This window comes from Methylobacterium sp. D53M (assembly GCF_053345625.1).
This window is the reverse complement of record NZ_JBKFAL010000028.1, coordinates 12,708-24,839: the sequence shown is the minus strand read 5'-3', so window position 1 is coordinate 24,839 and position 12,132 is coordinate 12,708. Positions and strand designations below refer to the sequence as shown.

The window sequence follows — 12,132 nt, the reverse complement described above, 5'->3', positions numbered from 1 at the left end:
GGCGGGCCCACCCAGGCCGGCGGTGCGCGCACCGCGTCAGCGCATCACCGACACGCTGGTCAGCCAGAGCCGGCAGAGCCGCGGCCAGAGGGCGACCGGCGCCTCCGACCGGCCGATCCCGAAACCGTGGCCGCCGACCGCGAAGCGGTGGTACTCGACCGGTACGCCCGCTTCGCGGCAGGCCGCGTCCAGGATGCGGCTGTGCTCCGGGCTGATGACCGCGTCGTCGTCCGCCTGCACGAGGAACAGTGTCGGGCAACCGGACCGGATATGGGTCTGGAGCGACCAGTCCCGGCTCGCCGCCGGGCTCGGGGTCTCGCCGACGAGGGACCGCCGGGTGGTCGTGCGGTCGTAGGGCGGCTCCAGGCTCACCACGGGGTAGATCAGCGTCGCGAAGTCGGGCCGCGCCGACAGGTCGTCGGCCGCGTCGACGGGGTCGTAGGCCCGGAACGTGGAGCGCGCGGCGATGAGGCCGCCGAGGTGCCCGCCGGCGGAGAAGCCGAGCACGCCGACGCGGGCCGGGTCGATCCGGAAGCGCGCGGCCGCGGCGCGGATCAGGCGCAGGGCCCGCTGCCCGTCCTGGAGCGGCGCCAGGGGGCCCGCCGCCCAGCCCTCGCCCGGCAGGCGGTAGGTGAGCACGAAGGCCGTGATGCCCTGCGCGGCGAGCCAGAGCGCGGCGGGGAGCGCCTCCTTGACCATCCCGATCCGGGCGTAGCCGCCGCCGCCGGCGACGAGGACCGCCACGCCGGTCGGCGTCTCCGGGGCGTACACCTCCAGGACCGGCACGGCGACGTTCTTCACGGCGCCGCTGTCGTCGCGGACCGGCGGACCCCGCGGACCGCCGCCGCCCGGCGGCTCGCCCGGCCAGAGTGGGATCCGCTCCGGTGCCCCGACGGCGTCGGCCCCCCGCGCGGACAGGACGGCCGAACCCGCGGCCAGGGTGAGGAGCAGAGAGCGGCGGTCGGGCACGAAACCGGTCATGGGCCCCCTCGCGACGGGCGCGGTCCCGTGCGGCCCGGTAGGCAAGACCGCCGTGCCGGATCGGTTCCCGGTCGGGCGCCGGTCCGGGTCTACAGGACCCGCGGCAGCAGCCGGCCGAGGAGATCCCGGCCCGGGAACCGGACCGGAGGCATCCGCAGCGCCGGCGCCGGCTCATCGCCGGGGATCGGCCCCTCGGCGAAGCGGGCCCCGGCGGACCAGAACCCGTCCCGCCGCGTGCCGATCATGCCGAGCCCGACGGGTTCCCGCGCCGCGTCGGGGCGCAGCCGTCCCGCCGCCCAGACGCGCTGCCAGCACCGGCGCCGCGACAGGTCGGCGTCCCGCCAGCCCAGCCGCGCGTAGCCGGCCGCCGCGAAGACCCGGTCCCCGGCGAAGTCCTCCGGGATCCAAACCCAGCTCGAGAACACGTGGACCGTGTCGGCGCGGAAGCCGGCCGGGTTCACCGCCCGCGTGTAGGCGCTCAGAGCCGTCGCCCGGTGCCGACCGACATGCCGGCGCAGGCGCCCCGGCAGCGCCAGCGCCTCCGGGAAGGCGGCGGCGTCGAGGCGGGTCGGTGCCGCGCCGCGCTCCAGCGCGTAGGCGCTGTCCACGAGGTGCATCCAGGGTTCGAGATCGACCTCCCAGGCCTGCTCCACCGGCGCGAACCGGCGGACCCGCCCCTCGATCAGCCGGTCGGCGACGCGCCGGGCGGGCTCGGGAACCCAGTCCGGCCCGGCCTCGGTCACGCGGAGCAGCGTCGCGGGCCCGTGCGCACGGACCGCCTCGGCCAGGCGGGCGAAATCGGCCTCGGGCTCGTCGCGGCCGACCTTGCGCACTAGGATCTTCGACCCGTCGGCGAGCTCGTCCAGCAGCTTGCGCTTGAGATGGGCCAGCCGGCCGTACTCCCGCTCCAGCAGCACCTCCGGCTCGATCGAGCCGGCCGGGTGCCCGGTATTCGCCCAGATGTTGTAGGCGACGCTGTGGCAGTAATAGGTGCCGCCGGAACTCACGGAGAGCCGCAGGTCCCCCGGCACGCCGAAATCCGCGAAGCCGCAGCGCAGGCCGCGGATCAGGTCCTCCATGGGCGTGTAGGAGAAGCGCAGCAGGCCGGAAGGCTCGACCCCGCCGTAGCGCTGCACGAACCCGAACTCGCAATTGTCGCCGAGGCTCCGAAAGGCGTGGAGCCGTTCGGCGAGGAGCGCCGCCGTCGTCCTGTTCTCGGTCACTGCATCCGCTCTGTCTCGCCGCGCCCGTCGCACCCCGATCGCGGCGGGGTAGGGCCATTGTCCAGTCCCCGCCCCCTCGTCGGGGCGCCCCCCACGCTCAGCCGGCCGGGGGCGCCTCCGGGGTTACCTCCAGGGGCACTTCCAGGCGGAAGCAGGCGCCCTTCTCTCGGGCCGGGATCGTCAGGCTGCCGCCGAGCTGGCGCGTGAGGCTGCCGACCACCCGCATGCCCAGGCTCTTCGAGCTGCGCCCGATCTCGAACCCCGCCGGAAGGCCGATCCCGTCGTCGGCAACCTCGACCACGAGCCCCTCGGGCCGCCGCTCGGCGCGGACCCGGATCTCGCCGCCCGCCGGGTGCGTCCCGGTCGGGTAGGCGTATTTCAGCGCGTTGGTGACGAGTTCGTTGACCAGGAGGCCGATGGGAATCGCCCGGTCGGCCGAGATCCGCTGCGGGCAGGCCGTGCAGGCGAGCCGCTGGCCCGGGACGCCGCTGGCGAGGTTGGCCACCAGCTTCTCCAAGAAGGGCGCGAGGTCGAGCTCGCCCGGCACCCCCTCCCCTTCACCCTCGACCGTATCGCCCTGCCGCCAGAGCTGGTCGTGGACGCCCGCGATCGCCTCGACGCGGCTGCGCGCGTCCGCCAGGGCCGCCTGCACGGCCGGGTCCTCGGCGGCCCGGGCCTGCAGGGCGAGGAGGCTCGCCACGATGGCGAGGCTGTTCTTGACCCGGTGGCTCATCTCGCGGGCGAGCAGGTCCTGCCGGGCGAGGGCGGCCCGCAGCAGGCTCTCGGTGCGCTGGCGCTCGATGGCGCCGCCGAGCAGGTTGGCAAAGCCCTGCATGAAGGCGATGTCGGCCTCCGCGAACATGCCCTCGCGGGTGTCGTCCACCTCCAGCACCCCGAAGGCACCGTCCCGGTTCTCGATCAGCACGTTGATCGCCCGGCGGATGCCGTGCTCGGCCATGAGCTGCGGCGTGCGGAACCGGGTCTCGTCCGCGAGGTGGTTGGAGATCACAGGCCGGCCGGTCTTGAGGGCGAACCCGGCCGGGGAGGCGAGATCGGCCCCGATCCGGGCCTTGCCGATCACGTCGGGCCCCCAGCCGACACCGGCCCGGACCAGCAGGGTGTCGGCGCCGCGCCGATATTCCAGGGCCTTGCAGAACTCGGCGCCCATGCCCTGCGCGCACAGTTCCGCGGCCCGCTGCAGCAGGTGGTCGACATCGGTGCCGCGCAGGGCCTCGACACCGAACTCCGACAGGATCGCCTGCTGGCGCAGGCGATAGTCGAGATCGGGCGGCGCGGGCGCGCGGCGCGGCTCGGGGCTCGGTTCCACTTCGGTCTGGTCGGTCTGCGGAGTCATGGAGGGCGGCAGGGTAGCAGGAAGGTGGCCCCGGCGCGAAGCGTCGTCGCCCGGAGGAGCGCACCCGTCCTCGCACCCGTCGCCGCGAGTGTCGTCGCACGTGTCGTCGCACCCAGGCGGCCGCCTGGACCCCCCGGCCCCGTACGGCGTTCGTCCGTCGAGCACGCTTCGACGAACGCGTGGAGAAACGCGCGGAGGAACGCACGCATGGCCGACGACCTGAACGGACTCTCCGACAAGGCCCTCTCGATCCTCGCCTTCGCGGCCTATCACCGGCTCGTCAGCGGCGAGACGGTCACCTCGGTGATCCGCCGTGACGGCGCCGGCCACGAGGCCGACCCGGAGGGCGTGAAGGAGCTGGAGGGGCGCGGCCTCGTCACCGCCGGCGAGAGCGCCATCGACCTCGGCGAGACCGCGCAGGCGGCGGTCGAGACGATGGTCACCGCCCTGCGTCGGGAGGTCGGCCGCTGAGTGCGGCATCCCGGCCGTGGAAACCCGGGAACGCGCCCGCCGCCGGGCGCCTTCCCCCGCATCCACGCCCCCATTCACGCTCATATCCACGATGGAGACGCGCATGACCGCCAAGGCGAAGGTGAAGACCGGAGACGACGTCACCTATAAATGGGGCAAGGGCACCGTCTCGGGCGCGGTGACAAAGGTCCACACGCGGGACGTGGAGAAGACCATCAAGGGCAACACGGTGAAGCGCGAAGCCTCGAAGGCCGAGCCCGCCCTCGAGATCAAGACCGCCAAGGGCAAGACCGTGCTGAAATCGGCCTCTGAGGTCCGGGTCAAGTCGGCGTAAGCGCGCAACCTTCGCGTGCCGTGATCTTGCGCACATCGCTTTCTGCTTAAGGTCTCGCCGGAAGCGGGGCGGCGGCTATCTGTAACGGTTCCAGCCTTGGAAGCCGGGACCCCCGCATGACCATTCCCCTCAGGCTCACCCTGAACGGGCAGCCGCGCGAGATCGCCCTCGACGATCCGCGCGTCACCCTCCTCGATCTCCTGCGCGAGCGCCTCGGTCTGACGGGCGCCAAGAAGGGCTGCGACCGCGGCCAGTGCGGCGCCTGCACGGTCCTGGTGGACGGGCGCCGGATCAACAGCTGCCTGACCCTCGCCGCGAGCCTCGACGGCGCCGAGGTGCTGACCATCGAGGGGCTCGCCGAGGGCGACCGGCTGCACCCGGTCCAGGCGGCCTTCATCGCCCATGACGGCTTCCAGTGCGGCTTCTGCACGCCGGGCCAGATCATGAGCGCGGTCGGCCTGATCCGCGAGGGCCAGGCCGGGACCGATCCGGAGCGCATCCGCGAGGGCATGAGCGGCAATCTCTGCCGCTGCGGCGCCTACGCGGGGATCCTGGACGCCGTGCAGGACGCGGCCGCCCGGACCTCGGAGCAGCGGGAGGACGCGGCGTGAGGACCTTCGACTACATCCGCCCCGCGAGCGTGCCCGAGGCCGTGGCGGCCGGCCAGCAGCCGGGCACCGCCTTCCTCGCCGCCGGCACCAACCTCGTCGACCTGATGAAGGGCGGTGTCGCCACCCCGGAGCGGGTCGTCGACATCACCCGCCTCCCCGGCCTCTCGGCCATCGAGCGGCTGCCGGACGGCACCGCCCGGGTCGGGGCCCTGGTCCGCAACAGCGACCTCGCCCACGACCCGGCCTTCGCCAAGGCCTACCCGATGGTGGCCGAGGCCCTGCTGGCCGGCGCCTCGGCGCAGCTGCGCAACGCCGCCACGGTCGGCGGCAACCTGATGCAGCGCACCCGCTGCCAGTACTTCACCGACGCGGTCTCGCCCTGCAACAAGCGCGCGCCCGGCTCCGGCTGCGCGGCCCTGGGGCACGCCACCCGCATCCACGCGGTCCAGGGCTGGAGCGAGCACTGCATCGCCACCCACCCGTCCGACTTCTGCGTGCCGCTCGCCGCCCTCGACGCGGTGGTCGAGATCGCCGGGCCGGACGGTGCCCGGGAGGTGCCGCTCACCGCGTTCCACCACCTTCCCGGCGACCACCCGGAGCGGGAGACCGAGCTGCGGGCCGGCGAGCTGATCACCGCCCTGCGCCTGCCCCCCGAGGCGGCCGCGTTCCGGGGCAATGCCCGCTACCTCAAGGTCCGCGACCGCACCTCCTACGCCTTCGCGGTCGTCTCGGCGGCGGCCGCCCTCACCCTGGAGGCCGGCGGCCGGATCGGACAGGCCCGGCTCGCCCTGGGCGGGCTGGCGCTCAAGCCCTGGCGGGTGGCGGAGGCTGAAGCCGCGCTCGCCGGGCAGGCACCCTCCCCCGAGGCCTTCGCGAAGGCCGCCGAGGCCGCGCTCGCCGGCGCCAAGCCCACCGGTGAAGCCAACGCCTTCAAGGTCGAGCTCGCCCGCCGGGTGGCGATCCGCGCGCTGACCCAGGCCGCCGCGGGCACGCCCGCCCGGATCCCGGCCCTCCCCGCTTCCCCGTTCGGCATCGTCTGACCCTGCCCCCGGTCGGCGGCTCCAGGGCCGTCTTTGCGAGCGGAGCGAAGCAACCCAGGCGGCGCCACGATGCCCGGTGTCGCGCTGCCCTGGGTCACTTCGCTGCGCTCGTGATGACGGAGCGGGTCACCGCAACCGAAGGCTTCAACCGGAACCCTTTGAGGAGACCCGCATGACCGCGACCTCCACGCCTGCATCGAACCTTCCCGCCGGCGCGATCCGGCACGGCTCCAGCATCGGCCAGCCGCTGACCCGGCGCGACGGCCCGCTCAAGGTGACGGGCCAGGCCCGCTTCTCCGCCGACAACCTGCCGCCCGGAACCCTCCACGCGGCGCTCTGCGTCGCCCGGATCGCCCGCGGACGCGTCACCGGCCTCGACGTGGCCGCCGCCGAGGCGCATCCCGGCGTCGTCGCGGTGATGCGGCCGGGGCACGCCCCGACGCTCGCCAAGGACCCGGACGCCAAGGACGGGCCGTTCACGTTCCGCCTCGACCTCCTGCAGAACGACCGCGTCCGCTACGCCAACCAGCCCATCGCCGTGGTGATCGCCGAGACCCTGGAGGCGGCCACCGAGGGCGCCCGGCTGCTCGCCCCGACCTACGCGGCCGAGACGCCGCGGATCGGGCTCGATTCCGGCGAGGCCTTCACGCCGGATTCGGTCGGCGTCGGCGCACCGCCCGTCGAGACGGACGGCGATGTCGAGGCCGGACTCGCGGCCGCGTCCAAGACGGTCGCCGCCACCTACGAGACCCCGGCCCAGTATCACAACGCCATGGAGCCCCACGCGGCGGTGGCGAGCTGGGACGGGGACCGGCTGACGCTGTTCATGCCGACCCAGGCGCTCGCCATGTCGCAGGCAAGGCTCGCCGGGCTGTTCGGCATCGGCCCCGACGACATCCACATCGAGAGCCCCTATCTCGGCGGCGGCTTCGGCTCGAAGGGCGTCCCCGCCGGGCCGCAGGTGCTCGCCTGCATGGCGGCGAAGCTCGTGGGCCGGCCGGTGAAGCTCGTCCCGACCCGCACCCAGATGTACGGCCCGATGGGCCATCGCGGGCCGACCCGCCAGACCCTCCGGCTCGGCGCCGACGCCTCCGGCAAGCTGACGGCCCTCGACCACCACATCCGCACCGCCTCGTCGAGCTTCGACGACTTCTTCGAGCCGGCGGGCCGGGCGACCAGCACCCTGTACGCGAGCCCGGCCATCGCCATCCGGCACGAGGCCGTGCGCCTCGACACCGGCACGCCGCTGTTCATGCGCGCGCCCGGCGAGGCGACCGGCAGCGTCGCCCTGGAGAGCGCGCTGGACGAGATGGCCCACGAACTCGGCATGGACCCGCTGGAGTTCCGGCTCGCCAACTACGCCGAGGTCGAGCCGATCACCGGCAAGCCGTTCTCCTCGAAGGCCCTGCGGGACTGCTACCGGCGCGGCGCCGAGGCCTTCGGCTGGGCCGGTCGCCCGCTGCAGCCCCGCCAGACCCGCGACCGGGACGGGTTCCTGGTCGGCACCGGCATGGGCACCGCCACCTTCCCGGCGCTGATCTTCGAGGGGATGGCCCGGGCCGAGATCCGCGCCGACGGCACCGGCACGGTGGAGCTCGGGGCGATCGACATGGGCCAGGGCTCGTGGACGGCGCTCGCCCAGATCGCCGCCGACGGTCTCGGGATCGGGATGGACGCCCTCACCTTCCGGATGGGCTCGTCAGACCTGCCGAATGCCGGCATCGCGGGCGGCTCGGGCCACACCGCCACGGCGGGCGGCGCGGTCCACGCGGCGGCCGGCGACGTGATCCGGCAGCTCGCGGAGCTCGCCACCAACGACCCCGCCTCCCCGCTCTACGGCGCCGGCAATGCCGGCGTGACCGCCGCGGGCGGGCGTCTGACCCGGCGCGACGACCCGGGCCGGAGCGAGTCCTTCACCGACATCCTCCGGCGGGCCGGCCGGTCGCGCATCGAGGGCCAGGGCAAGGCCGGCGCCGACCCGGCCGCGCAGGCCTCCTACGCCATGCACGCCCACGGCGCGGTCTTCGCCGAGGTGAAGGTCGATCCCGATCTCGGCCAGATCCGCGTGAGCCGCCTCGTCGGTGCCTTCGCGGCCGGCCGGGTGATCAACCCGCGCCTCGTCCAGAGCCAGTATTACGGCGGGATGATCTGGGGCCTGTCCTTCGCCCTGCACGAGCGGGCCGAGATGGATCCGCGCACCGGCCGCTTCCTCAACGACAACCTCGCCGAGTACCACGTGCCGGTGAACGCCGACGTGCCCGCCATGGAGGCGATCCTGGTCCACGAGGACGACGCGGTGGTGAACAACCTGGGCGTGAAGGGGGTCGGCGAGATCGGCATCACCGGCACGGTGGGCGCCATCGCCAACGCGGTCTGGCACGCCACCGGCGTGCGGGTCCGCGAGATGCCGATCACCCTCGACAAGCTGCTGGGCTGATCGAGCGCGTCGGTCGCGCGGAACCGGTCCCGGGCGCGTCGCGCCGCCCGGGATTTTTTAGTATGGGGCATGCCACCCGGCGGCCGGCGGCCGCCGCAGCAGCGCGGAGACCGGCATGCCTCTCACCAGCGACATCGGCGGCGTCGTCCCGATCGCGCCGACCCCGTTCCATCCGGACGGCCGGATCGACGAGGTCTCCCTCGACCGGATGACCGACTTCTTCGGGGCGGCCGGCGTCGACGGCCTGACGATCCTCGGCCAGCTCGGCGAGGCCGGCAAGCTCGACCACGCGGAGGGAATCGCCGTGGCGCGGCGCGTTCTCGGGCGCACCCGGCTGCCGGTGATCGTCGGTGTCACGGCGCCGGGCTTCGCGGCCATGCGGTCGCTCGCCCGGGAGGTGATGGAGCTGGGCGCGGCCGGCGTGATGATCGCGCCGCCCAACACGCTCCGCACCGACGACCAGGTGGTCGGCTATTATCGGAATGCCGCCGAGGCCGTGGGCCCGGACGTGCCCTTCGTGCTTCAGGACTATCCCCTCACCTTCTCGGTCCAGATGACCCCCGGCGTGATCCGCCGGATCGTGTCGGAAAACCCCTCCTGCGTGATGCTCAAGCACGAGGACTGGCCGGGACTGGAGAAGATCTCGACGCTGCGCGGCTTCGAGGCGGACGGCTCGATGCGCCACATCTCCATCCTCGTGGGCAATGGCGGCCTGTTCCTCGATTTCGAGACCGAGCGCGGCGCCGATGGGGCCAATACCGGCTACGCCTTCCCGGAGATGCTGGTCGACGTGGTCCGCCTCGGCCGGGCCGGCGAGCGCGACGCCGCCCACGACCTGTTCGACGCCCACCTCCCCTATCTCCGCTACGAGCAGCAGCAGGGCCCGCTGGGGCTCGCGGTCCGCAAATACGTGTTCATGCGCCGGGGGATCTTCGCGTCCGACGCGCAGCGCAAGCCGTCGCAGGCGCTGACCGCGCAGGCGAAGGCCGAGGTCGAGTACCTGCTGGCCCGCCTCGCCCGCACCGACGCGCGGGCCCGGCTCGCGGCCTAGACCGCCCCCGCCGCGCCCTGCCCCGGCCGGAAGGCCGGGGCCCTCGCTCAACCCGCCGCGGCTGCCGGGTTGCGTCCGGCGTGCGACGGCTCACTCGAGCCTGTAGGCGATGACCGAATCGCCCGGCGTGGTTCCGAGCGAGCCGTGCCCGCCCGCTGCGATCACCACGTACTGCCGGCCGTCCCTGCCGCGATAGGTCATCGGGGTGGCCTGGCCGCCGGCCGGCAACGTCGTGGACCACAGGATCTCCCCGGTCTGCATGTCGTAGCCGCGGATGCGGTCATCGAGCGTGGCGGCCGTGAACGCGACGCCGCCCGCCGTGGTCAGGGTGCCGCCGTGGGCCAGCATGCCCATCTCCAGGGGAAGCGGGACGGCCAGACCGCCGACCTTCTGCCCCGCGACCGTGCCGTTGCGGCGCTTCCAGGCGACGGTGCCGTCGGCGAGATTCACGCCGACGCGCATGCCCCAGGGCGGCGCGCTGCAGGGGATGCCGAGGGCGGAGCGCATGTGCGCGATCGAGATCGCGTAGCGGCCGCCGAGATTCTCGTTGACCGGGCTCGCCTCGGGATCGGCACCGAGGAGGCGCCTCTCCGGCTCGCCCGTGGGGCGCGGGAGCAGGCGGTAGATGTAGGGCAGGTATTGCGGCGTCGCGATCATCCAGTGATGGACCGGATCGACCGCCACCGACCCCCAGTTGAACACCCCGATATTGCCGGGCCAGACGATCGCGCCCTCCGACGCCTGGGGCGGTGTGAACGGGTTGCCGTCGTAGCGATTCGACCGGAAGGCGAGGCGGCACTGGATCTGGTCGAAGGGCGTGACGCCCCACATGCCGGCCTCCGTCAGCGGCGCCGGCGTGAAGCGGAGGGACGACATCGGCTGGACCGGGGACGGCGTCTCCCCCGGGATGTCGGTCCGGGTCGAGACCGGAACCTCGGAGACCGGCCGGACCGGGGCGCCGGTGCGGCGGTCGAGGACCCAGACGTTGCCGACCTTGGTGGGGATCAGGATCGCCGGCACCGTCCCCTCGCCCTGCGGCAGGGTGAGGAGGACCGGCTGGGACGGGTTATCGCGGTCCCACAGGTCGTGATACGCGGTCCGGAACGCCCAGCGCAGCGTGCCCGTCTCCAGATCCAGCGCCGCCAGGGCGTCGATGAGGGCCTCGTCCGCCTTCGACCGGGCCACGCCCACCTGATCGGGCGCCCGGTTGCCGAACGGCACGTAGACGAGCCCCAGCGCCTCGTCGGCCGAGAACTGCGTCCAGGCCACCGCCGAGTTGGGCTCGTACGACTCGCCGGGCCGCAGCGGCGCGGTCGCGTCGGGCTTGCCGGCGTCGAACTTCCAGACGATCGCGCCGGTGCGCACGTCGAAGGCGCGGATCACGCCCGAGGGGTTGTCCGCGTAGTAGTTGTCGGCGATCGCGCTGCCGAGGACGATGAGGTTCCGGGTCACCAGCGGCGCCGAGGTCTGCTGATAGGCGGCGCGCCGGAGGTTCGGCATCTGCGCCTTCAGGTCGACGAACCCGTCCGCCCCGAAGGTCCTGCACGGGGCGCCGGTCTCGGCGTTCAGCGCGTAGAGGCGGGCGTCGACCGAGGCCGCGATGATCCGGCGCGGGCACTCGGCGACCGCGGCCGCGACGGCGGCGGTCCGGTCGGCGTCGGTCTCGGCGGGCGGCGCGTAGCCGGCCGAGTCGTTGTAGGACACGCCGCGGCAGGTCTGGTGCTGGTACTGGCCGTCCCGCGCCATCTTCGGGTCGAAGGCCCAGACCAGCCGGCCGGTCTCGGGCTCCAGGGCCTCGACGATGTTGTGCGGCGTGCAGAGGTAGAGCAGCCCGTTCACCTTGATCGGCGTAGCTTCGAACGTGAATTCCTTCGAATCCGTCCGGCTGTCGCCGCGCAGGTCGCCCGTGTGGTGCTCCCAGGCGACCGTGAGGCCCCGGACAGTGCCGGGGGTGATGTCCGCGAGCGCCGAGTAGCGCTGGCCGAGATTGGTGCCGCCGTAGGCGATCCAATCGTCGGCCGGAAAGGGGACGCCGCTCGGATCGACGGCGGCGGGGCCCGACGCCGCGACCTTCGGCAGACGGCCGCGCGTCTCGACGGGATCGACGAACCATGCCGCAGCGCCCGAGGCCGCGATCAGCAGCACGACGGCCCGGAGGGCGAGCGGGCCGTTCCCGAGGCCGGGCCTCCAGGGCCGCGCCGGCGCGTCGCGCAGGCGCCGCACCACGGAGGGCAGGCAGAGCACGAGCCCGACGAGGAGGAGCAGGCCCCCGCGCGGGATCCATTGCCACTTGTCGAATCCGACCTCGCCGAGCGTCCACACGAAGGCCGCCGCCAGCACCAGGGCGTAGATCCGGAGGCCGTTCTGGCGTCGCCGGACCAGCTCGACGCCGGAGACCAGCACGCCCAAGCCCAGGGCGACGTAGAACCAGGACCCGCCCGCGAGGGCCAGTGTCAGACCGAAGCTCGCGAGGGCGAGCCCGAGCAGCGCGATCGACAGCGCTATCGTTCCGAGTGCCACGGCGGTGGTATCCGCTTCCTGAGCCGGCCGGTCACGGCGGCGCCGGAAGCTGAGCCCCCACGGCGCCGCCGCATGCCCGACGGCTTATCGCCGCCGTAGCTGTCCCAAGG

General features: G+C 73.6%; 10 protein-coding genes. 6 read left to right on the top strand and 4 right to left on the bottom strand.

The window, feature by feature from the left end:
- Positions 1 to 36: 36 nt before the first annotated feature.
- From ACLBYG_RS26715 to ACLBYG_RS26705, 3 genes are all read right to left on the bottom strand, one after another.
- On the bottom strand, positions 37 to 981 hold the full coding sequence (locus ACLBYG_RS26715; protein ID WP_447683469.1) for an alpha/beta hydrolase: 945 nt from the start codon (positions 979 to 981) through the stop codon (positions 37 to 39).
- 89 nt (positions 982 to 1,070) lie between these two features.
- Positions 1,071 to 2,204, bottom strand: coding sequence for a hypothetical protein (locus ACLBYG_RS26710; protein ID WP_447683468.1), 1,134 nt, complete (start codon positions 2,202 to 2,204; stop codon positions 1,071 to 1,073).
- 97 nt (positions 2,205 to 2,301) lie between these two features.
- A complete protein-coding gene (locus ACLBYG_RS26705) occupies positions 2,302 to 3,558 on the bottom strand; it encodes a sensor histidine kinase (RefSeq protein WP_447683467.1) in 1,257 nt (418 codons plus the stop codon).
- A 207-nt stretch (positions 3,559 to 3,765) separates the two neighbouring features.
- Between ACLBYG_RS26705 and ACLBYG_RS26700 the strand changes: the two genes are divergently transcribed.
- The 6 genes from ACLBYG_RS26700 to ACLBYG_RS26675 all read left to right on the top strand — a co-directional run bounded on the left by ACLBYG_RS26700 (position 3,766) and on the right by ACLBYG_RS26675 (position 9,502).
- Positions 3,766 to 4,029, top strand: coding sequence for a hypothetical protein (locus ACLBYG_RS26700; RefSeq protein ID WP_020095533.1), 264 nt, complete (start codon positions 3,766 to 3,768; stop codon positions 4,027 to 4,029).
- 103 nt (positions 4,030 to 4,132) lie between these two features.
- On the top strand, positions 4,133 to 4,363 hold the full coding sequence (locus ACLBYG_RS26695; protein ID WP_103985057.1) for a hypervirulence associated TUDOR domain-containing protein: 231 nt from the start codon (positions 4,133 to 4,135) through the stop codon (positions 4,361 to 4,363).
- 116 nt (positions 4,364 to 4,479) lie between these two features.
- Positions 4,480 to 4,974: a (2Fe-2S)-binding protein gene (locus ACLBYG_RS26690; RefSeq protein ID WP_020095535.1), complete on the top strand. Its 495-nt coding sequence runs from the start codon at positions 4,480 to 4,482 to the stop codon at positions 4,972 to 4,974.
- On the top strand, positions 4,971 to 6,014 hold the full coding sequence (locus ACLBYG_RS26685; RefSeq protein WP_020095536.1) for an FAD binding domain-containing protein: 1,044 nt from the start codon (positions 4,971 to 4,973) through the stop codon (positions 6,012 to 6,014). Before ACLBYG_RS26690 ends, ACLBYG_RS26685 begins: the two co-directional genes overlap by 4 nt.
- Positions 6,015 to 6,186: 172 nt before the next feature.
- The gene (locus tag ACLBYG_RS26680; RefSeq protein WP_447683466.1) at positions 6,187 to 8,451 is read left to right on the top strand and encodes a xanthine dehydrogenase family protein molybdopterin-binding subunit; all 2,265 of its coding nucleotides are present in this window, start codon (positions 6,187 to 6,189) and stop codon (positions 8,449 to 8,451) included.
- A gap of 115 nt (positions 8,452 to 8,566) precedes the next feature.
- A complete protein-coding gene (locus ACLBYG_RS26675; protein WP_100253330.1) occupies positions 8,567 to 9,502 on the top strand; it encodes a dihydrodipicolinate synthase family protein in 936 nt (311 codons plus the stop codon).
- A gap of 90 nt (positions 9,503 to 9,592) precedes the next feature.
- Here ACLBYG_RS26675 and ACLBYG_RS26670 read toward each other — a convergent pair whose 3' ends face one another.
- Positions 9,593 to 12,022 carry a membrane-bound PQQ-dependent dehydrogenase, glucose/quinate/shikimate family gene (locus ACLBYG_RS26670; RefSeq protein WP_447683465.1) on the bottom strand — a complete coding sequence of 810 codons (2,430 nt, stop codon included), beginning with the start codon at positions 12,020 to 12,022 and terminating at the stop codon, positions 9,593 to 9,595.
- Positions 12,023 to 12,132: the final 110 nt, after the last annotated feature.

Bases quoted from the DNA above. Each gene is read 5' to 3' on its own strand.
- ACLBYG_RS26705 (WP_447683467.1), bottom strand. From the start codon at position 3,558: ATGACTCCGCAGACCGACCAGACCGAAGTGGAACCGAGCCCCGAGCCG.
- ACLBYG_RS26700 (WP_020095533.1), top strand. From the start codon at position 3,766: ATGGCCGACGACCTGAACGGACTCTCCGACAAGGCCCTCTCGATCCTC.
- ACLBYG_RS26675 (WP_100253330.1), top strand. From the start codon at position 8,567: ATGCCTCTCACCAGCGACATCGGCGGCGTCGTCCCGATCGCGCCGACC.
- ACLBYG_RS26695 (WP_103985057.1), top strand. From the start codon at position 4,133: ATGACCGCCAAGGCGAAGGTGAAGACCGGAGACGACGTCACCTATAAA.
- ACLBYG_RS26680 (WP_447683466.1), top strand. From the start codon at position 6,187: ATGACCGCGACCTCCACGCCTGCATCGAACCTTCCCGCCGGCGCGATC.
- ACLBYG_RS26715 (WP_447683469.1), bottom strand. From the start codon at position 981: ATGACCGGTTTCGTGCCCGACCGCCGCTCTCTGCTCCTCACCCTGGCC.
- ACLBYG_RS26690 (WP_020095535.1), top strand. From the start codon at position 4,480: ATGACCATTCCCCTCAGGCTCACCCTGAACGGGCAGCCGCGCGAGATC.